Below are 22,605 nucleotides of genomic sequence, written 5' to 3'. Positions count from 1 at the left end.
GAATGCGTCTCAGGGCTGCTCTGACCTGCAAGAACCGGGCCAAGGCCCGTATCAAGGTCGCACGCCAGCACGCACGTGTGGCCAACCGGCGCGGGGACTGGCACCACAAGGCATCCACACAGATCATCCGCGACAACCAAGCGGTGTATGTGGAAGACCTCGCGGTGTCCGGCCTCGGCCGCACCCGGCTCGCCAAGTCCGTGCACGACGCGGGGTGGTCCGCGTTCGTCTGCATGCTGGAGTACAAGGCGGTCAAGCACGGCCGCACCTTCGCCAAGGTGGACCGCGCTTTCCCGTCCTCTCAGGTCTGTTCGGTCTGCGGATTTCGGGACGGTCCCAAGCCCCTGCACGTCCGACAGTGGCTGTGCGGCGAGTGCGGCACCGCGCACGACCGCGACCACAATGCTGCCCGCAACGTCCTCTTCGAAGGACGCCGTATCGTCGCCGCCGGACGGGCGGAGACGCTAAACGCCTTGTGGAGCGCCGGTAAGACCAGGACGAAAGTCCCGGCACAGCGCGTCGAAGCAGGAAGCACCCGGAAGGGTCGGACGACCCGGGCCGGAATCCCTGGACTTTAGGCCAGGGAGCACGTCAAGCTCGGATCCGCGTACATGGAGGAGTGTGCGCGGACGTCCCACGACCAGGTCTCCAGGAGCAGCCATGTACGCCCCGGGTCATCCCCCGACGCCGCCGCGTCGGGTCCCCAGCAGGGCCTGGATCGTCTCGATGCGTGTGCTGTTCATCGCGCTCGCGGTGTGTTCGCTCGGCCTGCTGCTGTGGACCCCGCTGCTCCGGCTCGCGATCGTGCGCCGCCGGAAGGCCGACTGGTGGCTGGCCGGGGCGGGCTTCCTGTTCGTCTGCGTGCTCCTGCCGATCCTCGGCAGGGACGGGAGCGACGATCCCACCGGCATCGACTACGTCCTCATACCGCTGCTGCTGGTGGTGCTGGCGGCAGCGGTCGGGTACTACCTGGTCGAGGACATCCGCCACTACGAGCGGCTCAGACGGCCGGCACCCGTGATCGGGTACGGGGACCCGACGGTGCCGGGGTACGGATACCCGCTCATGACGCCGATGGCCGTACCGCCCGCCGCTCCCGCACTGCCCGCCGCTCCTGTTTCCGGCGCCGCCGCGACACCCGCGCCCGCGCCCGCTCCCTTCCCGGCCCCCGCGCGGCACCAGCAGCCCGTCCCCACCCCCGTGCACCCGCCGCACTACCAGCCGCAGCCGCCCGTCGCGCCGCATCCGCATGTCGCCTCCGGCCCCGCCCCTGTTCCCGGCCCCGCCCCGCGCCCGTCACATCCGTCGCAGGCATCGGATCCGTCAACCCCGCAGCAGCAGCCGCGACGCATCGATCAGGTCCGTGCCGAGCTGGACGAGCTGAGTGCCTACCTCCGCAAGGAGGACGGCCGGTGAGCGGACGTGTCGTCGCCGGGCGGTACCAACTCGCGACCGTCATCGGCCAGGGCGGCATGGGCCAGGTCTGGACGGCCTACGACCAGCGCCTGGACCGCCGGGTCGCGGTGAAGCTGCTCCGCCCCGACCGGGTCACCGGCCCCGTCGACAGCCAGGCGGCGGACGAACTGCGCCGCCGCTTCGTCCGCGAGTGCCGGATCACCGCGCAGGTCGACCACCCCGGACTGGTCACGGTCCACGACGCGGGCAGCGACGGCGAGGACCTGTACCTGGTCATGCAGTACGTCGAGGGCGCCGACCTCGCCGACCATCTCGCCGAGCACGACCCGTACCCCTGGCAGTGGGCCGTGTCCGTCGCCGCCCAGTTGTGCGCCGTCCTGTGCGCCGTGCACGCGGTCCCGATCGTCCACCGCGACCTGAAACCCCGCAACGTGATCGTGCGACCGGACGGCGCCGTCACCGTCCTGGACCTCGGCGTCGCCTCGGTGCTGGACACCGACACCACCCGTCTCACCCACACCGGCTCGCCGATCGGCTCCCCGGCCTACATGGCGCCCGAGCAGGCGATGGGCGGTGCCGTCGGCCCGTACACCGATCTGTACGCGCTCGGCGCGCTCCTCCACGAACTCCTCAGCGGGGACGTGCCGTTCGCCGGGTCCACCGCGCTGGGCGTGCTCCACCGCCACCTCCACGAACCGCCGCCCCCGGTCCGCCGGGTGCGGCCGGACATCCCCGGGCAGCTCGAAGCGCTGGTGCTGCGCCTGCTCGCCAAGGACCCGCAGCACCGCCCGGCCGACGCCCAGGAGGTGTACGAACACCTCGCCCCGCTGCTTCCCGCCCGGGGCGCCGGGCTGCCCACCGGCCCGCTCGACCCGACCCGCCCCTTCCTGCGCCCGCACGCCCCGTGGCCCGACCGGGGCGCCGTCCCGTCCCCGGCGCCGGTGTCCGCGCCCCTGTTCCCGCCTCCGTCGGCCGCCCCGGCGGGTACGGCGACGGGCGCGGCGGCCCGGCCCGATGTCGCCGCCGCCGTCGACGAGGTCAAGCGACTGCTCGGCGAGGGCCGTATCACCCAGGCCGTGGACATCCTCGGGTCCCTCCTCCCCGTCGCGGCCGAACAGCACGGCGAGAACTCCGCCGTGGTCCGCATCCTGCGCAAGCAGTACGCGGCGACGCTGATGGACGACGGCCAGTACCGCCGCGCCCTGCCCGAGCTGCGTCGCCTCGCCGACGAGCGCGCGGCGCAGGCCGGACCGGCCGACGCCCAACTGCTCCAGTTCCGCCAGGACGCGGCCCAGTGCCTGGAGCAGCTCGGCGAACCGGCCGCCGCGCTCGTCGAGTACCGTGCGGTGCTCCCGTACTGCGAGAACCACCGGGCCACTGGCGGCGATCCCGCCCGCGCCTTCGAGATCCGCAACCGCATCGGGCATCTGCTGCTCGCGCTCGGCGACCACGCGGGCGCACGCGTACAACTCCAGGCGCTGCTGTACGACGCGGAACGGGCCTACGGTCCGCACCACCCGCTGCCGGTGGAACTGCGCCGACGGCTCGACCGTCAGGCGGAGGTCCAGGGCGGCTGAGGACCTGCCCCCTTCGCCAGGAGCTCCATCAGATCCATCAGATCCATCGGAGTCTTCAGCAGGGTCTTCACGAGGCCCTGTGGGTAATGGCCATGCCAAACTTCCGCAAACGGAATGTCACGGACCGCCCCTGTGGCCCACGTGGCGTGAGATCGTGTGCTGCCGCCGGGGCGGCTGACGACCCCGCCTGCCCCGTCGGCCTCATCCTTCTTCTCCCTCGCGTTACCACCTCCTGGGTGAAGTCCGTCAGCGCCATCAGCCGGAAGCCGGTCCCGCTGTACGCGCGATCGACCGGAACGCCTGGGGTGCCCCGGCCGCGATGGCGGCCGGTTGGGCCCGGATGTCCACGGTGGGGCGACCAACGCGCCCGCTACCGCAGCCGCGCGCGGCGCCGCGCACCTGAAACCCTATGCAAAACGGGGCAATTCATTTGAAGGAAACCCACAGGTCATCGAACAGGGCCGTTCCGCCGGGGACATGGAGCCCGACAAGCCGCGCGATCCGTGGAGTCGAGGAACCCGTGGGGGAGCCGCACGCGGTCCCCACATCTCCAACTCCGCCCGAATCGTTGGTCGAACCAGTGGCCCCAATCACATCCACTGCCTACCATCGATCAGCGCAAGGTCTTGTGCACTGATGCACAAAGTCTCCCCGGGAGGTTCCTTTGCACCGCCGTCGTCGCACCGCGCTCACCGTCTCCGCCTCCGCCGCCCTGCTGGTAGGCGCCCCGTTCCTGACCGCATGCGGCAGCCAGGCCCACCCGGGCGCCGCGGCCCTCGTCGGCGGCGACCGGATCGAGGTGTCCACCGTGCAGGGCCAGGTGGCGGCGGTGCGCGAGGCCCAGCGCCAGTCCCGGGACGTCGACCAGCTCATCGACAAGTCCGGCCAGCTCGGCCGGGCCAAGCTGCACGGTCTGATCTTCGACCGGGTCCTCGACCGGGCCGCGCGGGACGCGGGCGTGACCGTCGACCGCAGCGAGGTCCAGGAGATGAGGAAGGCGGCGGTCGCCCAGTCCGGGGGAGAGGAGCGGCTGCGGGCGGCGATGCTCCAGCAGAGCTGGGTCGCGCCGGACCAGATCGACGCCGTCCTGCGGGAGCAGGTCCAGCTGTCGAAGCTGGCCGAGGCGCTCGGCGCCGACCTGCGACAGCCCGAGGGTCAGAAGATCGTCGGTGACGCCCTCAGCAAGGCGTCGAAGGCGCTGAAGGTAGACGTGAACCCGCGCTACGGCACCTGGAACGACCAGCAGACCCAGCTCGCCGACTACAAGGCTCCCTGGATCAGCCAGGTCACCAAGCCCGCCGGAGCGCTCCCGGAGTCCGGCGCGTAGGAGCGCGGCCGGTCGACCGGCGCGGGCGGCGCGGAAGCGACGTGCACAGCGGCGCTCGTTACGTGAACGGTGTGCACGACGGCGCCCGGGGCCGACCGGGGAGGGGCCGGTCAAAGAGGGACCCGGCCGGAGACGGGGATCGGCCGGGGAGGGAATCGGCCCGGTGGCGGACCCGACCGGCGGCGGATTCGACCGGAGGTAGATTCGAACGGTGAACGCTGAAGCCCCCGGCCGCGCCGAAGCCCCCGGCCGTATCGTCCTGCTCACCGCCAGCCACCGCGTGGCGCCCGGACTCCTGTCCTGGCCCGCCTGGCAGGCGTTGCGCGCCGCCGACCGGGTGCTCTGCGCCGAGCCGGACAACCCGCAGCTGCCGTACCTGCGCGAGGCGGACGTCACCGTCGAGCACACCGTGCCCAGCGCGCAGGAGCTCGTCGACGCCTGCGCGGGCGGCCGGACCGTCGTCGTCCTCACCGGCGGCGAGGGGAACCAGCCGCTGACCGACGGGCTCGCACGGCTCGCCGGTTCGGGGCGGGTGAGCATGCCGGACCTGGAGCTGCTGCCCGGCTCCTACGATCTGCCCGGCGCGCGGCTCCTCGACCTGGTCCAGATCATGGACCGGATCCGCAACGAATGCCCGTGGACGTCGCAGAAGACCCACAAGGGGCTCGCCAAGTACGCGATCGAGGAGGCGTACGAACTCGTCGAGGCGATCGAGGACGGCGACCGCGACGAACTGCGCGAGGAACTGGGGGACGTACTCCTCCAGGTCGTCTTCCACGCCCGGATCGCCGAGGAGGGCGGCCCCGGGGAGGGGGAGGCGCCCTTCTCCGTCGACGACGTGGCCGCGACCATCGTCGAGAAGCTCATCCACCGCCACCCGCACGTCTTCGGTGACGAGACCGCCGAGACCCCCGAGGACGTGCACGCGCACTGGCTGCGGACCAAGGCCGTCGAGAAGCGGCGCGAGTCCGTCACCGACGGGGTGCCGCTCGGCCAGCCCGGGCTGGCGCTGGTGGCGAAGCTGGCCTCCCGGGTCCGTACCGCCGGCCTCGACGTGCCGCTGCCCACGGGCCGGGGCATCGGCTACGAACTCCTCGACCTCGCCGTGCACGCCGAAAAGGACGGCGTGGACCCCGAGGCGGCGCTGAGGGCCGCGGGCCGCGCCTACCGGGACGCCATCCGGGCTGCCGAGGGCACCGCCTGACCCGGCCGGACGTCGGCGGGCGCCTCCGGGGTGCCGGGGTCGCCCCCGAAAGACGGGGATAACGTCAAAGGGTGAACCACAGCCCCGCCGACCGACCCGCCGATCAGACCGTGGGCCGCCCCGCCGGCCACGTCGCGGAGGACCCCGCCGACCGCCCTGCGGAGAACCCCGCCGACCAGGTCGCGGCGACCCCCGCCACCTGCCCCGCGGGCGCTCCCGAACTCTTCACGTGGGAGTTCGCCACCGACCCGTACCCCGCCTACGCCTGGCTGCGCGAGCACAGCCCCGTGCACCGCACCTCGCTGCCCAGCGGCGTCGAGGCGTGGCTGGTGACCCGGTACGCGGACGCCCGGCAGGCGCTCGCCGACGCGCGGCTCTCCAAGAACCCGGCGCACCACGCCGAGCCCGCGCACGCCAAGGGGAAGACCGGCATCCCCGGCGAGCGCAAGGCGGAGCTGATGACGCATCTGCTGAACATCGACCCGCCCGACCACACCCGGCTGCGCCGACTGGTCTCCAAGGCGTTCACCCCACGCCGGGTCGCCGCGTTCGCGCCGCGCGTGCAGGAGCTGACGGACGGGCTCATCGACCGCTTCGCCGCCGAGGGCCGGGCGGACCTCATCCACGACTTCGCCTTCCCGCTCCCCATCTACGCGATCTGCGACCTGCTCGGCGTCCCGCGCGAGGACCAGGACGACTTCCGGGACTGGGCGGGCATGATGATCCGGCACGGCGGCGGCCCGCGCGGCGGCGTCGCCCGGTCGGTGAAGAAGATGCGCGGCTATCTCGCCGAACTCATCCACCGCAAGCGGGAGAACCCCGGGGACGACCTGATCTCCGGGCTGATCCGGGCCAGCGACCACGGCGAGCACCTCACCGAGAACGAGGCCGCGGCCATGGCCTTCATCCTGCTCTTCGCCGGTTTCGAGACGACCGTCAACCTGATCGGGAACGGGATGTACGCGCTGCTGCGCAATCCCGCCCAGCGCGAACGGCTGCGACGCTCCCTCGACGCGGGGGAGAACGGGCTGCTGGAGACCGGGATCGAGGAACTGCTGCGGTACGACGGCCCGGTGGAACTGGCGACCTGGCGGTTCGCCACCGAGCCGCTGACGCTCGGCGGCCGGGACATCGCGGTCGGCGACCCCGTCCTGGTCGTGCTCGCCGCCGCCGACCGCGACCCGGCGCGCTTCGAGGACCCCGACACGCTCGACCTCGCCCGACGTGACAATCAGCACCTCGGATACGGGCACGGCATCCACTACTGCCTCGGCGCGCCGCTCGCCCGGCTGGAGGGACAGACCGCGCTCGCCACGCTGCTCAGGCGCCTTCCCGACCTGCGGCTCGCGGTGGAGCCCGCCGATCTGCGGTGGCGCGGCGGGCTCATCATGCGCGGACTGCGCACGCTTCCCGTGGAGTTCGGACCCCGGCCCGCCCGACCCGTTTCTGACGCTACGTCACATCTGTGATGTGCGCGTGATCGGCGCTGCATCGACTTGTGACACGCGTTCGAGTCCGGTTAGGTTCACCGTTCGACCCCACCGGGTCGCTCGACCGAACTCGTCCGTCACACGGAAGGCAACCTCATGGGCTCCGCGAACGGCAGACACCGTCGCCCTCGTCAGGCACCCGCCATCGTCGTCGCGGCGGGCGTGACCGGATCCGCCATCGCCATCCCGCTGCTCGGCGCGGGCGCCGCGCAGGCGGCCGACTCGGCGACCTGGGACCGGGTCGCCGAGTGCGAGAGCGGCGGCTCCTGGAGCGCCGATTTCGGCAACGGCTCCTACGGCGGCCTTCAGCTCACCCCGGAGGTCTGGAAGGCGTACGGCGGTGAGGCGTACGCCCCGCGCGCCGACCTCGCCAGCCGCGCCCAGCAGATCGCGGTGGCCGAGAAGATCCTGGGCGACCGGGGTCCGCAGGCGTGGCCGAGCTGTGCGCCCCTCTCTGGCCTCGCGACGGGTGGGGAGCTGCCAGGGGTCGACCCGGGGGAGACCTCCTCGGAGAAGCCCGCGGGCGGCTCCGGGGCGGAGGAGGATGCGAAGAAGACGGGCGGCACCGGGGCGGAGAAGGGCGCGAAGCCGGCTGACAAGTCGTCGGAGTCCCCGTCCGACGAGGACGTCACGCCTTCGGGCCGTGCCGGGAAGCCGGACGCCGGAACCGGGTCCGATGTCACGCCCTCGCCCACCGGTTCCGCCACTTCATCCGACAATGCGCACCGTTTGCCTGAATCGGTTGATATGGGCGATTCGGGCGCTTCTGTCGCTCCGTCAGGGCCGCCCGGGGACTCGGAAGGATCTGGAGCGTCGGACGGTTCGGGCGGCAAGCATCGTGGCTCACCGGCCGCCGAGGAGGGGTGGGGTGCCGACGGGGACGTCGGCCGCGAGTCGGGTCGTCACGCCTCGCGCGACGGCGGGGGGCGCGACGCGGCCTCCCCGGTCGCCGACGACACGTACACCGTCCGTCCCGGTGACAATCTCTGGACGATTGCCGACGAGCGGAACGTCCCCGGTGGCTGGTCCGCGCTCTATGAGGCCAACAAGGAGGTCGTGGGCTCCGATCCGGACCTCATCCTTCCTGGCCAGAGCCTCGATGTCGACGCGGAGGCCCGTTGAGGCCGGACCCGGTGGCCGGCTGACGGGGCCTCAGGAGCCGGGATGCTATCGGAGGCTCTTGTCGGCTTGCATGCGAGTGAGACATGGATCTCTTTGCGTCAATTGGCGTGTTGGGCCCGGAGGTCCCGTCCGTATCGCGTCCCACCTGCGAAAACTACGGTTCCTCAGATGCAAGTAAGAGACGATTGCCCGATGTGTCCTTCTTTGAATATGGGGCTTATATGTGTTTACGGTCGGAACCGCTCGCACCGCGGGCCCCGCCGACCGTCACGCCGAATCCTGCCGTCGGTCGGAGGGAACAGACGCGTTCAAGCGCCGTAGGCAGGAGCGGGGGACCCAGGTAGGCGTCGGCCCCGATCGTCGCGAGACGCATCAGGACCGACTTGGGGTGAAGTCGCGTGCTAGGACGTGCGACCGGGCAACTCACTCGGCCCGAACCCGACAGCTCACCTCGTAGGCGTCGGTGAGGAGACTTCCATGCTGTTTTCCGGCAAGGGCAAGCACCGCCGCCCGTCCAAGGCCGTCCGTGTCGCCACGCTCGCCGGAGTCGCCGGCTCCGCCGTCGCCGTCCCGCTGCTGGGCGCGACCGGCGCTTCCGCCGCCTCCGTCGCCACCTGGGACGCCGTCGCCCAGTGCGAGTCCGGGGGCAACTGGTCCATCAACACCGGCAACGGCTACTACGGCGGTCTGCAGTTCTCGCAGTCCAGCTGGGCCGCCGCCGGCGGTCTGAAGTACGCGCCGCGCGCCGACCTGGCCACCAAGGCCCAGCAGATCGCCACCGCCGAGCGGCTCCTCGACATGCAGGGTCCGGGTGCCTGGGGCTGCGCCTCCGCCGGCAACCTGCGCAACGACGGCGTCGACCCGGGCGTCGACACCTCCTCGAAGAGTTCCGGTGCCGCCAAGAAGCAGAGCACCCAGACGGCCCCCAAGCAGCAGGCCCAGCCGAAGCAGGTCGAGCGCGCCGAGGCCCCCGCCTCCCGCTCCGACCGTCCCGCCGCCCCGCGGACCGAGTCGAAGAAGACCGTCACCACCCCGACCGGCAAGAAGGTCAAGAAGGGCGACGGCGAGTACAAGGTCGTCTCCGGCGACTCCCTCAGCAAGATCGCCGCCGCCCACGGCGTCGAGGGCGGCTGGCAGCGGCTGTTCGAGCTGAACAAGGACATCGTCGAGAACGCCGACCTGATCTACCCGGGTCAGCAGCTGCACCTGACGAAGTAGTCCGGTCCCTCTCCTCTCCGGATGCCCGGCCCGGCGCGCTCCCCCCGCGCGCCGGGCCGGGGCGTCTGCTCGGAGCGCGTGCCGCGCGCCGACGCGGCACCGCGCGTCCCGCACCCGGGCGTGCGCCGCTCGTGTGCGGCGCAGTTCGTTCAACTGTTGTAGTTACTGATCCGTAATATTCTGGCCATTTGCCCGGGATCGTGCACTCCCGGGTCCTTTTTCGTCCCAGGGGGCGGGCGGTCGTCGGGCTGAGCGGGCGGGGCCGGTTAGGCTCTTGTCGCAAGGCCAAAGTGACCCTGCAGAACCAGTGTCATATCCCAGAAGGAGATGCCTCGTGCCGTCCATCGACGTCGTCGTAGCCCGGGAAATCCTCGACTCCCGGGGGAACCCCACGGTCGAGGTCGAGGTCGGCCTCGACGACGGCAGCACGGGTCGTGCTGCCGTGCCGTCCGGCGCCTCCACCGGTGCCTTCGAGGCCATTGAGCTTCGCGACGGCGACCCCAACCGCTACCAGGGCAAGGGTGTGGAGAAGGCCGTGCTCGCCGTCATCGAGCAGATCGGCCCGGAGCTCGTCGGCTACGACGCGACCGAGCAGCGGCTGATCGACCAGGCGATGTTCGACCTGGACGCCACCGAGAACAAGGGCTCGCTCGGCGCCAACGCCATCCTCGGTGTCTCGCTGGCCGTCGCGCACGCCGCCTCCGAGGCGTCGGACCTGCCGCTGTTCCGCTACCTCGGCGGTCCGAACGCGCACCTGCTGCCCGTCCCGATGATGAACATCCTCAACGGTGGGTCGCACGCCGACTCCAACGTGGACATCCAGGAGTTCATGATCGCCCCGATCGGCGCCGAGTCCTTCTCCGAGGCCCTGCGCTGGGGCGCCGAGGTCTATCACACGCTGAAGAAGGTCCTGAAGAGCAAGGGCCTGTCGACCGGCCTCGGCGACGAGGGCGGCTTCGCGCCGAACCTGGAGTCGAACCGTGCCGCCCTCGACCTCATCATCGAGGCCGTCAAGGAAGCCGGCTACGTCCCGGGCAAGGACATCGCGCTCGCGCTCGACGTCGCCGCGTCCGAGTTCTACAAGGACGGCACGTACGAGTTCGAGGGCAAGTCCCGCTCGGCCGCGGAGATGACCGAGTACTACGAGGAGCTCGTCTCCGCGTACCCGCTGGTCTCCATCGAGGACCCGCTGTACGAGGACGACTGGGCCGGCTGGAAGATCATCACCGACAAGCTCGGCAGCAAGGTGCAGATCGTCGGTGACGACCTGTTCGTCACCAACCCGGAGCGCCTGGCCCGCGGCATCGAGGAGGGCACCGCCAACGCGCTGCTCGTCAAGGTCAACCAGATCGGTTCGCTGACCGAGACCCTGGACGCCGTCGAGCTCGCCCAGCGCAACGGCTTCAAGTGCATGATGTCGCACCGTTCCGGCGAGACCGAGGACGTCACCATCGCCGACCTCGCCGTCGCGGTGAACTGCGGTCAGATCAAGACCGGCGCCCCGGCCCGATCCGACCGCGTCGCCAAGTACAACCAGCTGCTGCGCATCGAGGAGATCCTCGACGACGCCGCGGTGTACGCCGGCCGCTCGGCGTTCCCCCGTTTCAAGGGCTGAGCACCGAGGACGCCGTGGGGGCCGATCCCCCGCGGACCGGCCCTTCGGGCCCCACGGCCGGCCCCGGCCCGCAGGGGCCCGAAGGCTCCGGCCTCCGTCCGTCCCCGCACGCGGTCCCGTACCGTGTGCGGGGACGGACGTGTGTGAAGGGGAGGCGGAGACATGGCCGCGAAGGACCGGGACCGGTTCTCCACCGCGACCCGGCTGCGACTGCTGGGCGAGCAGACCGCGGCCCGTGTCTACCGGTCGCAGACCCGTCGCCAGGACCGCCGCTCCCGGCTCACCGGCCGGGCCGCCTTTCTGGCCCTCGTCGTCTGCTCCCTCGTGGTCGCGCTCGCGTACCCGATACGGCAGTACGTGTCGCAGCAGGACGAGATCGCCGACCAGGAGCGGCTGGCGCGGGAGGCCCGGGCCCGTACCGAGGAGCTGCGCGACGAGAAGGCGCGGCTCCAGGACGACGCGTACGTCAGGCAGCTGGCTCGCAAGCATCTGCACTATCTTCTTCCCGGGGAGACGGGCTACACGGTGATCGACCCGGACGCGGCCAAGGAACGCGACGGTGAGACGGACGGGTCCGGCCGGCCGTGGCACGCGAACCTCTGGGACGGGGTCGACAGCGCCGACCGCGGCTGACCGCGTCCGTCCGCCCGTGCCCGGGAAGGCCGGCCCCTCGGACTTCCAGCCCCGCAGACGCCCAGACCCCCGGACTTCCGGTCCCTCGGACCTTCGTCCTTAGGGCCCACGGATCCCCGCGGCCCCCTCCGAACCGTCAGAACCCCAGAACCTAGGCAGGCATGGAAACCCCCCCTCCGCAGACCGAGCCCACCGAGCCCACCGAGGCGGACATCGCCGCGTTCCAGCAGCAGCTGGGCCGCCCGCCGCGCGGGCTGCGCACGATCGCGCACCGCTGCCCGTGCGGCAACCCGGACGTGGTCGAGACGCAGCCCCGGCTGGAGGACGGCACGCCGTTCCCGACGACGTACTACCTGACGTGCCCGCGCGCCGCGTCCGCGATCGGCACGCTGGAGGCGAACGGGGTCATGAAGGAGATGACCGAGCGCCTCGGCACCGACCCCGAGCTGGCCGCCGCCTACCGGGCCGCGCACGAGGACTACATCGCCCGGCGCGACGCCATCGAGGTGCTGGAGGGCTTCCCCAGCGCGGGCGGCATGCCGGACCGGGTGAAGTGCCTGCACGTGCTGGTCGCGCACTCGCTGGCGGCGGGCCCCGGTGTGAACCCGCTGGGCGACGAGGCGATCGCGATGCTGCCGGAGTGGTGGCGCAAGGGGCCGTGCGTGACGCCCTGCGCCCCCGACGACGAGGGCTGACCGTTCCCACGGGGGCTCCGCCCCCGACCCGCGCCCCTCGGCCGCCGCCGGGGCCGTCACGAGGGCCGTGCCCCGGACCTCGTCCCCCGGCGGGGCCCGACTCTCCACAGGAGCACCCATGACCCGCGTGGCCGCGATCGACTGCGGTACCAACTCCATCCGTCTGCTCGTCGCCGACGCCGACCCGTCCACCGGCGAGTTCGTCGAGCTCGACCGCCGGATGGAGATCGTCCGCCTCGGCCAGGGCGTCGACCGCACCGGCCGGCTCGCCCCGGAGGCGCTGGAGCGGACGTTCGACGCCTGCCGCCGGTACGCGGAGGTGATCGAGAAGCACGGGGCGCGGCGGATCCGTTTCGTCGCCACCTCCGCCTCCCGGGACGCGGAGAACCGCGACGAGTTCGTCCGCGGTGTGCTGGACATCCTGGGTGTCGAGCCCGAGGTGATCAGTGGTGACCAGGAGGCGGAGTTCTCCTTCACCGGCGCCACCAAGGAGCTCGTGGGCCGCGACCACCTCGCCAAGCCGTACCTCGTCGTGGACATCGGCGGCGGCTCCACCGAGTTCGTCGTCGGAGACGACCACGTGCGGGCGGCGCGCTCCGTCGACATGGGCTGTGTCCGCATGACCGAGCGCCACCTCGTGCACGACGGCGTCGTGACCGATCCGCCGACCCCCGGTCAGATCGCCGCGATCAGCGCCGATGTCGAAGCGGCCCTGGACCTCGCCGAGGAGACCGTCCCGCTCACCGGGGCCGCCACCCTCGTCGGCCTGGCCGGGACGGTCACCACGGTCGCCGCGATCGCCCTCGGACTCGACACGTACGACTCCGAGGCGATCCACCACTCCCGGATCTCCCTGGAACAGGTCGAGGCGATCACCGCGCGCCTCGCCGCCTCCACGCACGCCGAGCGCGCGGCGATCGGCGCCATGCACCCGGGGCGGGTCGACGTGATCACCTCCGGGGCGCTGATCCTGCTCGCCGTGATGCGGCGGGCCGGGGTGCGCGAGGTCGTCGTCAGCGAGCACGACATCCTCGACGGGATCGCGTGGTACGCGGCAGGAAACGACTGATCGTCGCCGACGAGCGGCGACGACGCTGCCGGGGCCGGGGTGTCACAGGTCGCGGTGGACGCCCCCGCCGGTCGCGTTCCCGCCCGCACTTCTGAGCTGCGTTTCCGAGCCGCCGTGAGCTGTTCGGGGAGGGTTCGGAGGGGCATCCCCCGACAAAGTTCGTGAACTTCTTCACAAGTAATTGGGCCTCGTGAAGGGCGGTTCTCGTCCGTAGGGGCGCCCGGAGCCGTTCAGGGCGTCGTTCCGCGCCGGTTCGGGACTGTTCCGGTTGTGTTTCCGTGGAGTGGACCAAGGCGGTGGTCCACCGCCTTTTCGGGCACAAGAGCCAGCTCACAGGCGGTGTACAACGTCCGTCCGCGCCCTCTGGTTCCCTGTCGGGATCATGACCTCGGTCACGCGGGCGGGGCAGTGTAGCAGAGGGTGGAGACAACCTTGTGAAGGGGCTCACGAGGGGGCCCGCGGAGAGGGGTGGATACTCGATGGCATGAGCACCACGGAGCGTCCCAGGATCCTCGTAGTAGGCGGTGGGTACGTAGGCCTGTACGCAGCTCGACGCATCCTGAAGAAGATGCGCTACGGAGAGGCGACCGTCACGGTCGTCGACCCGCGCTCGTACATGACGTACCAGCCCTTCCTTCCCGAAACCGCCGCCGGCAGCATCTCGCCCCGGCACGTCGTCGTCCCGCTGCGGCGCGTCCTGCCGAAGGCCGAGGTCCTCACCGGCCGGGTCACCACCATCGACCAGGACCGCAAGGTCGCCACGATCGCGCCGCTCGTCGGCGAGGCGTACGAGCTGCCCTTCGACTACCTGGTCATCGCGCTGGGCGCGGTCTCCCGCACCTTCCCGATCCCCGGCCTCGCCGAGCAGGGCATCGGCATGAAGGGCGTCGAGGAGGCCATCGGCCTGCGCAACCACGTCCTGGAGCAGCTGGACAAGGCCGACTCGACGACCGATGAGGACGTCCGCCGCAAGGCGCTCACGTTCGTCTTCGTGGGTGGCGGTTTCGCCGGTGCGGAGACCATCGGCGAGGTCGAGGACATGGCCCGCGACGCGGCGAAGTACTACACGAACGTGAAGCGCGAGGACATGCGCTTCATCCTCGTCGACGCCGCCGACAAGATCCTGCCCGAGGTCGGCCCGAAGCTGGGTGTCTGGGGCCGCGAGCACCTGGAGTCCCGCGGCATCGAGGTCTTCCTCGGAACCTCCATGGACTCCTGCGTCGACGGTCACGTGGTGCTGAAGAACGGCCTGGAGGTCGACTCCGGCACCATCGTGTGGACCGCCGGTGTGAAGCCGAACCCGGCGCTCGCCCGGTTCGGTCTGCCGCTCGGCCCGCGCGGTCACGTGGACACCTCCGAGAAGCTCCAGGTGCAGGGCACCGACTACATCTGGGCCGCGGGCGACAACGCCCAGGTGCCGGACATGGTCGGCCGCCGGGCCGGCAACCCGAACGCCTGGTGCCCGCCGAACGCCCAGCACGCGCTGCGTCAGGCCAAGGTCCTCGGCGACAACGTCATCGCCGGGATGCGCGGCTTCCCGCAGAAGGAGTACAGCCACGCCAACAAGGGTGCCGTCGCCGGTCTGGGGCTGCACAAGGGCGTCGCGATGATCTACCTGGGCAAGATCAAGATCAAGCTCAAGGGACGGCTCGCCTGGTACATGCACCGTGGCTACCACGGCATGTCGGTGCCGACCTGGAACCGCAAGATCCGCGTCTTCGCCGACTGGACCCTCGGCATGTTCCTCAAGCGCGAGGTCGTCTCGCTCGGCGCCATCGAGTCGCCGCGCGAGGAGTTCTACGAGGCCGCCAAGCCGGCCCCGGCCCCGGCCGCCGCCAAGCCCGAGGGCGAGAAGGCCAAGGCCTCCTGACGTCCCGTCGCGGGTCCACTCGCCCGCACGGCACGCCGTAGTACGCGCACGACGCCCGAAGGGGCCGCCCGCCATCCGTGGTGCGGGCGGCCCCTTCGGCGTGCCCGGGGGCGGGAGGCTCCCCACGCGCTCCGCGGCGGGCGGCGCGGGCTCGTGCCGGCCGTCGGGCGGGGCGGCACGCCACCGAATGTGTGCGACGTACAGGTATTTTGCCGTTCCGTTGCGCTGTAGCGGGATGGGGTGCGTTCGGCGGACTGTTGAAGGTGATGCACCTCGCCGCGGCGCCGTGTGCGCCCGGCGTGGTTCCAGGCGTGTCCGACCCCTGTCGGGCATGTTTGGGCATGTTTGGGCGTATTGGGAACACCATCAACGGAGGTGTGCACCATGGCTGACGCCGCGTTGCGGCTGACCGCTCTCGTCGAGGAGTTTCTGGGGGAGAGGCTGCCGGTCCGGATCCGGGCCTGGGACGGCAGCGAGTCGGGACCGCCCGGCGCCCCCGTCCTCGCCGTCCGCAACCGGCGCGCACTGCGCAGGCTGCTCTGGAAGCCGGGCGAACTGGGCCTGGCCCGCGCCTGGGTGGCGGGCGACATCGACATCGAGGGCGATCTGTACGAGGCCCTGGACCGGCTGGCCTCGCTGATCTGGGAGCGGGACGTGGCGGCCGAGGACGCCGTCCACCCGGTCCGCGACCCGAGGACGAGGGCCTTCGCGAAGGGGCTGCTGCGCCTCGCCGGCCCCGGACTCCCGCCGACGCCGCCGCCCGAGGAGGTGCGCAGCCGCTTCGGCACCCTGCACACCAGGCGCCGCGACAAGGCGGCCATCAGCCACCACTACGACGTCGGCAACGACTTCTACGAACTGTTCCTCGGCCCGTCCATGGTCTACTCCTGCGGCTACTGGGAGGACGGCGGGACCCTGGAGGAGGCCCAGCGCGACAAGCTCGACCTGGTGTGCCGCAAGCTCGCGCTGAAGGAGGGCGACCGCCTCCTCGACATCGGCTGCGGCTGGGGCTCGATGGCCATCCACGCGGCCCGTGAGTACGGCGCCCGGGTCACCGGCGTGACGCTCTCCGCCGAACAGGCCGCGTACGCCAGGAAGCGCGTCGCGGAGGAGGGCCTGACCGACCGGGTCGAGATCCGGGTCCAGGACTACCGGGACGTCCGGGACGGCCCGTACGACGCCGTCTCGTCCATCGGCATGGCGGAACACGTCGGCGCGGTCCGCTTCCGCGACTACGCCGACGACGTCCACGCACTCCTCAAGCCCGGCGGCCGGCTGCTCAACCACCAGATCGCCCGTCGCCCCGAGAAGGACGAGTCCGCGTACCACGTGGACGAGTTCATCGACGCGTACGTCTTCCCGGACGGCGAACTGGCCCCGGTGGGACGGACCATGGCCATCCTCGAAGAGGCCGGCTTCGAGGCCCGGGACGTCGAGTCGATCCGCGAGCACTACGCGCTGACGCTGCGCGGCTGGGTCGCCAACCTGGAGAAGCACTGGGACCGCGCGGTCCGGCTGACCTCGGCCGGGCGGGCCAGGGTCTGGCGCCTCTACATGGCCGCCTCCGCGCTCTCCTTCGAGCACAACAGGATCGGCGTCAACCAGATCCTCGCGGTGCGCCCGGCGGAGGGAGGGGCCTCCCGGATGCCGCTGCGGGCCCGTCGGTGGACGGAGACGGCCACCGCCTGACCGGGACCGCGGGAAGGGGCGGCCCGGGACGCACCGAGGTGCCGACCGGGACGCGCGAGGACCTGACCGGAACGCACCGAGGGCCGGTACCCGCAGCAGTGGGCTGCGGGTACCGGCCCTCGGCCGTCGAACCTCTCGGTGGGGAGCCGTCCGGTCATGAGCCGTCCGGCCGCGAACCGTTCGGCTCCGGACTACTCCGTCTTGATCGCCGTCAGCATGTTCAGCTTCGCGGCGCTGCGGGCCGGCCAGAGCGAGGCCAGGACCCCGACCAGCCCGGCGAGCAGCAGGAAGATGCCGATCCGGTCCCACGGGACGACCAGGGCGTAGCCCGGGATGGAGGATTTCAGGGTCTGCCCGATCGCCCAGCCGAGGAACGTACCGAGCACCACACCGATCACCGCTCCGAAGAGCGAGATGACCACGGCCTCCAGCCGGATCATGCGCTTCACCCGGCGCCGGTCCAGGCCGATCGCGCGCAGCATCCCGATCTCCTGCTGGCGTTCGAAGACCGACATGGCCAGCGTGTTGACGACGCCGAGCACCGCGATGATCAGGGCCATCGCCAGCAGGCCGTACATGATGTTCAGGGCGGTGTTCACGAAGCCGCCGAACATGTCCCGGATGCCCTGACGGTCGATGATGCTCATCGCCGGGTTGTCACCGAGCGCCTTGATCACGGCCTTCTCGTTGGCGGCGGTCTCGCCGCCGTCCATCTTCAGCCAGACCTCGCGGATGTACGGGTGGTCGGCGTGCCGGTTCAGGACGTCCTTCGACATCAGGACGGAGGAGAGGAACTCGTTGCCCTCGTAGACCGCCCCGATCTTCAGCTTCTCCTTCTTGTCGTCCTCGTACACGACCGGAAGCGTGTCCCCGGTCTTCCAGCCGTTCGACTTGGCGACCTTCTCGGTGACGGCGATCTCGCCGTCGCGCAGCGAGTCGATCGAGCCGGAGACCGTCTTGACGGCGAAGAGCTCGGACACGTCGTCGGCGGCGACCCCGGAGGCCGGCAGGTGCTCGCCGCCGAACTCCGGCCAGGCGTACTGGTGGGGCGTGATGGCCTCGACGCCGTCCGCCTTCTCCAGGGCGGCGAGCGCCGACGGGTCGAGCGTGTCCCCGTTCGCCATCGAGACCATGTAGTCGGCCTTGACGTTGTCCGTCGTCATCCGGTCGACCGCCTGGCCGAGGGTGACGCCGAGGACCGAGATGCCGGTGACCAGGGTGAGCCCGATCGCCAGGGCGGAGGCGGTGGCGCCGGTGCGGCGCGGGTTGCGGACCGCGTTCTGCGCGGCCAGCTTGCCGGAGACGCCGAACAGCTTCTTCAGCAGCGGGCGGACCAGCGCGACGACCGGCCGCGACAGCAGCGGGATCAGCACGATGACACCGATCAGCGCGAAGAACGCGCCGGCCCCGATGACCGTCCGGCCGTCCGAGCCCATGGACGCGCCCGCCGCGATGCCCGCGGCGCCGACAGCGGTGAGGAAGCCGCCGATCGAGTTGCGCAGCACCAGGGACTTGACCGTCGCGGTCGCGTGCACGCTGTTCATCGCCGCCACCGGCGGGATCTTCGCGGCCCGGCGGGCGGGCAGCCAGGCGGCCAGCACGGTGATCAGCACACCGACCGCCAGCGCCGCGACGACCGCGGTGGGCGAGACGACGAGCGGTCCGGCCGGGATCTTCCCGCCCGTCAGGCTCATCGCGGAGCGCAGGCCGACGGCGAGTCCGAGACCGAGCACGAAGCCGATGACCGACGCGAGCGCGCCGACCACGGCGGCCTCCAGCAGCACCGAGCGCTTGACCTGGCGGCGGGAGGCGCCGACGGCGCGCATCAGGGCCAGTTCCTTGGTGCGCTGGGCGACCAGCATGGTGAAGGTGTTGGCGATCAGGAAGATCCCGACGAAGAGCGCGATCGCGGCGAAGGCGAGCAGCATCGTGTTGAGGCTGCTCAGGCCGCTCTCGATGTTCTTGGCCTGCTCGTCGGCGAGGTCCTGGCCGGTCCGGGCGTCGGCGCCCTTCGGCAGCAGCGGCTTCACCTCGGCCAGCAGCTTGTCGGCGGAGGCGCCGGACGCGGCGGAGATGTCGACGTTCATGAACTCGCCGGGCCGCAGGTACAGCTTCTGGGCGACCGGGGTCTCGAAGAGGACCAGGCTGCCGCCCGCGTTGACGGCGCCGTCCTCGGTGGTGAAGACACCGGAGAGGGTGTACTCCTTCACCGGACCGTTGGTGGCGACCCGGACCCGGTCGCCGACCTTGTACTCGCCCTTCTTAGCGGTCTGCTCGTCGAGCGCGATCCGGTCGGCCGCGTCCGGGCCCTTGCCGTCGACGAAGGTGTACGCGGCGTCCTTGCCGTCCTTGCCGGGGAAGAAGTTGGCGCCGGTGTTGGACCAGCCGTTGCCGATCAGCTTGCCGTCGGGGTCGGCGACCCCGGCGAAGCCGTTGACGCGGCCGGTGGCGGTGTCGACGCCGTCCAGGCCCTGGATCTTCGCCAGGCCGGCGGTGGTGACGCCGGCGGGCGCCTTCGGGTCGCGCTGGTCGGCCCGGGTGGTGATGGCGACGGCGATGTCGTCGTAGCTCTTCGCCGACTGGTTGCGGAAGGCGTTGCCGAGGGTGTCGGTGAAGACCAGGGTGCCGGATACGAAGGCCACGCCGAGCATCACGGCGAGGACGGTCATCAGCAGCCTGGCCTTGTGCGCGAGCACATTGCGCAGGGCGGTACGGAACATGTCTGTCAGTCCTGGGAAAGGGAGGGGGTCCGGCAGAGAGCGCGTGCGCGGGCGGGCCCCGGGCGCGCGGAAGGAAGGGATCCGGCCGCGCGGCGGGGGCGGGCTCCGGGCTGGTGCGGGAGGAGCGGGACTCGGGCGTGCGGGAGGGCGGGGCTCAGCTGGTGCGGCCCTTGCCGTCGAACGCCTTCATCCGGTCGAGGACCCCGTCCGCGGTGGGGTGCATCATCTGGTCGACGATCCGGCCGTCCGCGAGGAAGATCACCCGGTCCGCGTAGGAGGCCGCCGCCGGGTCATGGGTCACCATCACCACGGTCTGCTCCATCTCGCGCACCGAGTTGCGCAGGAAGCCGAGGACCTCGGCGCCGGAACGGGAGTCCAGGTTCCCGGTCGGCTCGTCACCGAAGATGATCTCCGGCTTGGAGGCCAGGGCGCGGGCCACCGCCACGCGCTGCTGCTGACCGCCGGAGAGCTGGGTCGGCCGGTGGGACAGCCGCTCGGAGAGCCCGACCATGTCGATGACCCGGCGCAGCCACGCCTCGTCGGGCTTGCGGCCGGCGATGTCCATGGGGAGCGTGATGTTCTCCAGCGCCGTCAGGGTCGGCAGCAGGTTGAACGCCTGGAAGATGAAGCCGATCTTGTCCCGTCGGAGCTGGGTGAGCTGCTTGTCCTTGAGGGACCCCAGCTCCGTGTCCCCGATGCGCACCGAGCCGCTGCTGAAGCTGTCGAGACCGGCCACGCAGTGCATCAGCGTGGACTTGCCCGAACCGGACGGGCCCATGATCGCGGTGAACTCGCCGCGCGGGAAGTCGACGGAGACCCGGTCCAGGGCGGTGACCCTGGTCTCGCCCTCGCCGTAGACCTTCGACAGATCCGTGGCGCGGGCAGCCACCGTGGTGACGCGGTGTGCGGTGGAAGTGGTGGTCACGGGAATCTCCTGATCCGGGGCTCCGGACGAGGGTCTCGTCCGGGGTCGTGTGCCTGAGGTGCGTTCGAGGTGTCCGATCGTTTTCGGACCTCTTCATCCTCACCGCTGCCTTGCCGCGTTTCGTCAGTCCCCGTGCCCGTTCCCGGGGTCGTCTTGAGTCGCATCGGCGGAGCGCGATGTCCTCCTCCGGTATGACATCGACCCCGAGACGGTCCGCCGGGCCGGGTGGCACCCGGGGGTCAACCCGCCGCCCCGGGAGCACCGTGTTCCGTGTCGTGGACGCGGGGGCCGGGCGCCGGTACGGGCCCGGCGGCGGTCCTCTTACGGGGGACGCCGAGGGGCCGGAGGCTGACGCCCTCCACCGGGCCGGGACTCGCCCGCCGCGGCCCCGTGCGCCGCCGTGCGACGCACGGCACGGGACCCCGCCCACCCGGCCGTCCAGACCCGCGCGGAGGGCCCGTCCGGCCGGTGCGGTGGCGCGGCCGTGGCGGCCACTGGCGCGCACCTGGCGAAAGCGCCCGTCCGGGTGCGGCGACTTTACGTCAATCCGGATTGCCATCCGCCGTACCCACTACCCCGCCCAGGCATGTGACGATGCATGCCCCGAAGTGCTGACGCACCCTCAAACGGTCAATAAAATAAGACAACATCGCGCCACTCATCCGCTGATCGGAGGAAGCCCCCGGATAGGGTCATGTGCCAACGCGGAGCCGCGCGCCAGGCCCGGATGGTGGAATGCAGACACGGCGAGCTTAAACCTCGCTGCCCCTCGGGGGCGTACCGGTTCGAGTCCGGTTCCGGGCACCACTTCGCGCTTGGCGGCCGAGAGGCGGCTCGCCCGGTGACATGTCTCCCACGGCCTCGGCCTCCGTCCCCTGCCGCACCGCCGCCACCACCGCCTCGGGTCGCTGCTTCCGGTCTCTCCTCGTCCGGCCTGCGCCGCCCCTTCTCTCCGAGTCCCGCGGCGCCCTCTGCCCCCGAATCGCCGTCTTCTTCCACCGTCGCCGCTCGCCCTCTCCGGGGTCCGCTCGCCGTGCCTTTGCCACCGCTCGACGCGCCGCATGGAGTTCCGCGACATGCGGCTCCTGGACGAGCGGGGCGACGCGTACGCCCTGGGCATCGTCTGCGAAGAGGCGACGGTGCGCGCGCTGGAGCGCGAACTGGCGGAGTTGGTGGCGGGCGAGGTAGCGACATCGCGGAGGTCGAAGTCCTCGAATCGGTCCTCGCGGCGGCCGACACCAGTACCCCGGTCGGCAAGGGGCCACGGACCTTCCGGGTCCTGGCCGCGGAGGCGGCCCGCGGGATCGGCGGCGACTGGTTCGACGCCATCCCCCTCCCGCGCGGCCGGACCGCCCTCGTCGTCGGCGACGTGATGGGTCACGGGATCAACGCCGCCGCCACGATGGGGCAGCTGCGCACCGCCACCCGCGCACTCGCCGGGCTCGAACTCCCTCCCGATCAGGTGCTCCGGCACCTGGACCGGGTCACCGCCGATCTGCACGAGACGACCGCCACCTGCGTCTACGCCGTGGTCGACCCCGTCGGCGCACCTGCCGCGTCGCCCTGGCCGGTCATCCGCCGCCCGCCCTCTGTCCACCCCGGCCGCGCGCCCCGCCTCCTGGACCTGCCCACCGGCGCGCCGCTGGGCGTCGGCGGCGTCCCCTTCCGCACCGCGCTCCTGGAGCTGCACACGTTCGCCTTCGGCGTGCACGACCGCCACCCGTACCGGCCCGCGCTGCACGGACCGGCCGTCGGAACGGTCGGCGGTCTGGCCATGGTCAGCGAGCTCACCCGGGGCCTGTCGGGCACCGCGGTCGTTCGCGAGGACCCGGACGGCCAGGGCAAATGTGTCTGGGTCACCGTGCCCCCGCGGGGTGTGGGAGCCCCATGACGCCGCTCCCCGCGGCGGCCCGTCAGAATGTTCCGGGTCTCCGGGCTTCCGGCCGCCGGTTCGGGGCTCCGGTTCCGTTTTCGGGCCTCCGGTTCCGGGTTTCGATAATTCACGAGGTCAGCACGTCCGGGTGGACGCGCGAGG

Annotated in this window: 16 protein-coding genes, 1 tRNA gene, 1 pseudogene and 1 riboswitch; of the genes and pseudogenes, 16 read left to right on the top strand and 2 right to left on the bottom strand. The window is 71.5% G+C overall.

Annotated features, from left to right (window positions below; translation table 11 throughout):
• Positions 1-29: 29 nt before the first annotated feature.
• The 14 genes and pseudogenes from AB0E67_RS26905 to AB0E67_RS26840 form a co-directional block, all read left to right on the top strand.
• Positions 30-578 (top strand): annotated as a pseudogene (locus AB0E67_RS26905) (transposase); the annotation flags it as partial.
• Positions 579-660: 82 nt separating this feature from the next.
• Positions 661-1,416, top strand: a complete 756-nt coding sequence (locus AB0E67_RS26900) for a hypothetical protein (protein ID WP_362031295.1) — start codon at positions 661-663, stop codon at positions 1,414-1,416.
• On the top strand, positions 1,413-2,993 hold the full coding sequence (locus AB0E67_RS26895; RefSeq protein ID WP_362031293.1) for a serine/threonine-protein kinase: 1,581 nt from the start codon (positions 1,413-1,415) through the stop codon (positions 2,991-2,993). The genes AB0E67_RS26900 and AB0E67_RS26895 overlap by 4 nt, the downstream gene beginning before the upstream one ends.
• 664 nt (positions 2,994-3,657) lie before the next feature.
• Entirely contained in the window at positions 3,658-4,320 is a 663-nt protein-coding gene (locus tag AB0E67_RS26890) for a SurA N-terminal domain-containing protein (RefSeq protein WP_362031291.1), read from the top strand.
• 211 nt (positions 4,321-4,531) lie between these two features.
• Positions 4,532-5,524, top strand: coding sequence for a nucleoside triphosphate pyrophosphohydrolase (locus tag AB0E67_RS26885; RefSeq protein ID WP_362031289.1), 993 nt, complete (start codon positions 4,532-4,534; stop codon positions 5,522-5,524).
• Positions 5,525-5,595: 71 nt separating this feature from the next.
• On the top strand, positions 5,596-6,993 hold the full coding sequence (locus AB0E67_RS26880) for a cytochrome P450 (RefSeq protein WP_362031287.1): 1,398 nt from the start codon (positions 5,596-5,598) through the stop codon (positions 6,991-6,993).
• A 117-nt stretch (positions 6,994-7,110) separates the two neighbouring features.
• Entirely contained in the window at positions 7,111-8,136 is a 1,026-nt protein-coding gene (locus AB0E67_RS26875; protein ID WP_362031285.1) for a transglycosylase family protein, read from the top strand.
• Positions 8,137-8,439: 303 nt separating this feature from the next.
• A riboswitch (cyclic di-AMP (ydaO/yuaA leader) is annotated at positions 8,440-8,611 on the top strand.
• Between the two features lie 2 nt (positions 8,612-8,613).
• On the top strand, positions 8,614-9,354 hold the full coding sequence (locus AB0E67_RS26870; protein WP_362031283.1) for a transglycosylase family protein: 741 nt from the start codon (positions 8,614-8,616) through the stop codon (positions 9,352-9,354).
• A 334-nt stretch (positions 9,355-9,688) separates the two neighbouring features.
• Entirely contained in the window at positions 9,689-10,969 is a 1,281-nt protein-coding gene (eno, locus tag AB0E67_RS26865) for a phosphopyruvate hydratase (protein WP_362031281.1), read from the top strand.
• 162 nt (positions 10,970-11,131) lie between these two features.
• Complete coding sequence (locus AB0E67_RS26860; RefSeq protein ID WP_362031279.1) at positions 11,132-11,602, top strand: septum formation initiator family protein; 471 nt, start codon at positions 11,132-11,134, stop codon at positions 11,600-11,602.
• Between the two features lie 161 nt (positions 11,603-11,763).
• Positions 11,764-12,297 (top strand): DUF501 domain-containing protein, encoded by a 534-nt coding sequence (locus AB0E67_RS26855; RefSeq protein WP_360109787.1) that lies wholly within the window; start codon positions 11,764-11,766, stop codon positions 12,295-12,297.
• Between the two features lie 118 nt (positions 12,298-12,415).
• On the top strand, positions 12,416-13,366 hold the full coding sequence (locus AB0E67_RS26850; protein WP_362031277.1) for a Ppx/GppA phosphatase family protein: 951 nt from the start codon (positions 12,416-12,418) through the stop codon (positions 13,364-13,366).
• Positions 13,367-13,850: 484 nt separating this feature from the next.
• On the top strand, positions 13,851-15,236 hold the full coding sequence (locus AB0E67_RS26845) for an NAD(P)/FAD-dependent oxidoreductase (protein WP_362031275.1): 1,386 nt from the start codon (positions 13,851-13,853) through the stop codon (positions 15,234-15,236).
• Between the two features lie 384 nt (positions 15,237-15,620).
• Entirely contained in the window at positions 15,621-16,925 is a 1,305-nt protein-coding gene (locus tag AB0E67_RS26840) for a cyclopropane-fatty-acyl-phospholipid synthase family protein (RefSeq protein WP_362031273.1), read from the top strand.
• 191 nt (positions 16,926-17,116) lie between these two features.
• On the opposite strand, the gene AB0E67_RS26835 is transcribed toward AB0E67_RS26840, so the two are convergent.
• The gene (locus AB0E67_RS26835; RefSeq protein ID WP_362031271.1) at positions 17,117-19,645 is read right to left on the bottom strand and encodes an FtsX-like permease family protein; all 2,529 of its coding nucleotides are present in this window, start codon (positions 19,643-19,645) and stop codon (positions 17,117-17,119) included.
• A gap of 154 nt (positions 19,646-19,799) precedes the next feature.
• A complete protein-coding gene (locus AB0E67_RS26830; RefSeq protein ID WP_351517204.1) occupies positions 19,800-20,570 on the bottom strand; it encodes an ABC transporter ATP-binding protein in 771 nt (256 codons plus the stop codon).
• Between the two features lie 721 nt (positions 20,571-21,291).
• Here AB0E67_RS26830 and AB0E67_RS26825 point away from each other — a divergent pair.
• Both AB0E67_RS26825 and AB0E67_RS26820 read left to right on the top strand, forming a co-directional pair.
• Positions 21,292-21,377: transfer RNA gene (locus AB0E67_RS26825), tRNA-Leu, on the top strand.
• A 34-nt stretch (positions 21,378-21,411) separates the two neighbouring features.
• On the top strand, positions 21,412-22,461 hold the full coding sequence (locus AB0E67_RS26820; RefSeq protein ID WP_362031269.1) for a PP2C family protein-serine/threonine phosphatase: 1,050 nt from the start codon (positions 21,412-21,414) through the stop codon (positions 22,459-22,461).
• Positions 22,462-22,605: the final 144 nt, after the last annotated feature.

The organism is Streptomyces sp. NPDC032161 (assembly GCF_040636995.1).
Lineage (GTDB): Bacteria > Actinomycetota > Actinomycetes > Streptomycetales > Streptomycetaceae > Streptomyces.
This window is presented reverse-complemented; position numbering and strand designations above follow the sequence as displayed.

Coding starts and splice junctions, on each gene's coding strand:
- AB0E67_RS26900 (WP_362031295.1), top strand. CDS start 661: ATGTACGCCCCGGGTCATCCCCCGACGCCGCCGCGTCGGGTCCCCAGC.
- AB0E67_RS26835 (WP_362031271.1), bottom strand. CDS start 19,645: ATGTTCCGTACCGCCCTGCGCAATGTGCTCGCGCACAAGGCCAGGCTG.
- AB0E67_RS26860 (WP_362031279.1), top strand. CDS start 11,132: ATGGCCGCGAAGGACCGGGACCGGTTCTCCACCGCGACCCGGCTGCGA.
- AB0E67_RS26850 (WP_362031277.1), top strand. CDS start 12,416: ATGACCCGCGTGGCCGCGATCGACTGCGGTACCAACTCCATCCGTCTG.
- AB0E67_RS26845 (WP_362031275.1), top strand. CDS start 13,851: ATGAGCACCACGGAGCGTCCCAGGATCCTCGTAGTAGGCGGTGGGTAC.
- AB0E67_RS26870 (WP_362031283.1), top strand. CDS start 8,614: ATGCTGTTTTCCGGCAAGGGCAAGCACCGCCGCCCGTCCAAGGCCGTC.
- AB0E67_RS26840 (WP_362031273.1), top strand. CDS start 15,621: ATGGCTGACGCCGCGTTGCGGCTGACCGCTCTCGTCGAGGAGTTTCTG.
- AB0E67_RS26875 (WP_362031285.1), top strand. CDS start 7,111: ATGGGCTCCGCGAACGGCAGACACCGTCGCCCTCGTCAGGCACCCGCC.
- AB0E67_RS26855 (WP_360109787.1), top strand. CDS start 11,764: ATGGAAACCCCCCCTCCGCAGACCGAGCCCACCGAGCCCACCGAGGCG.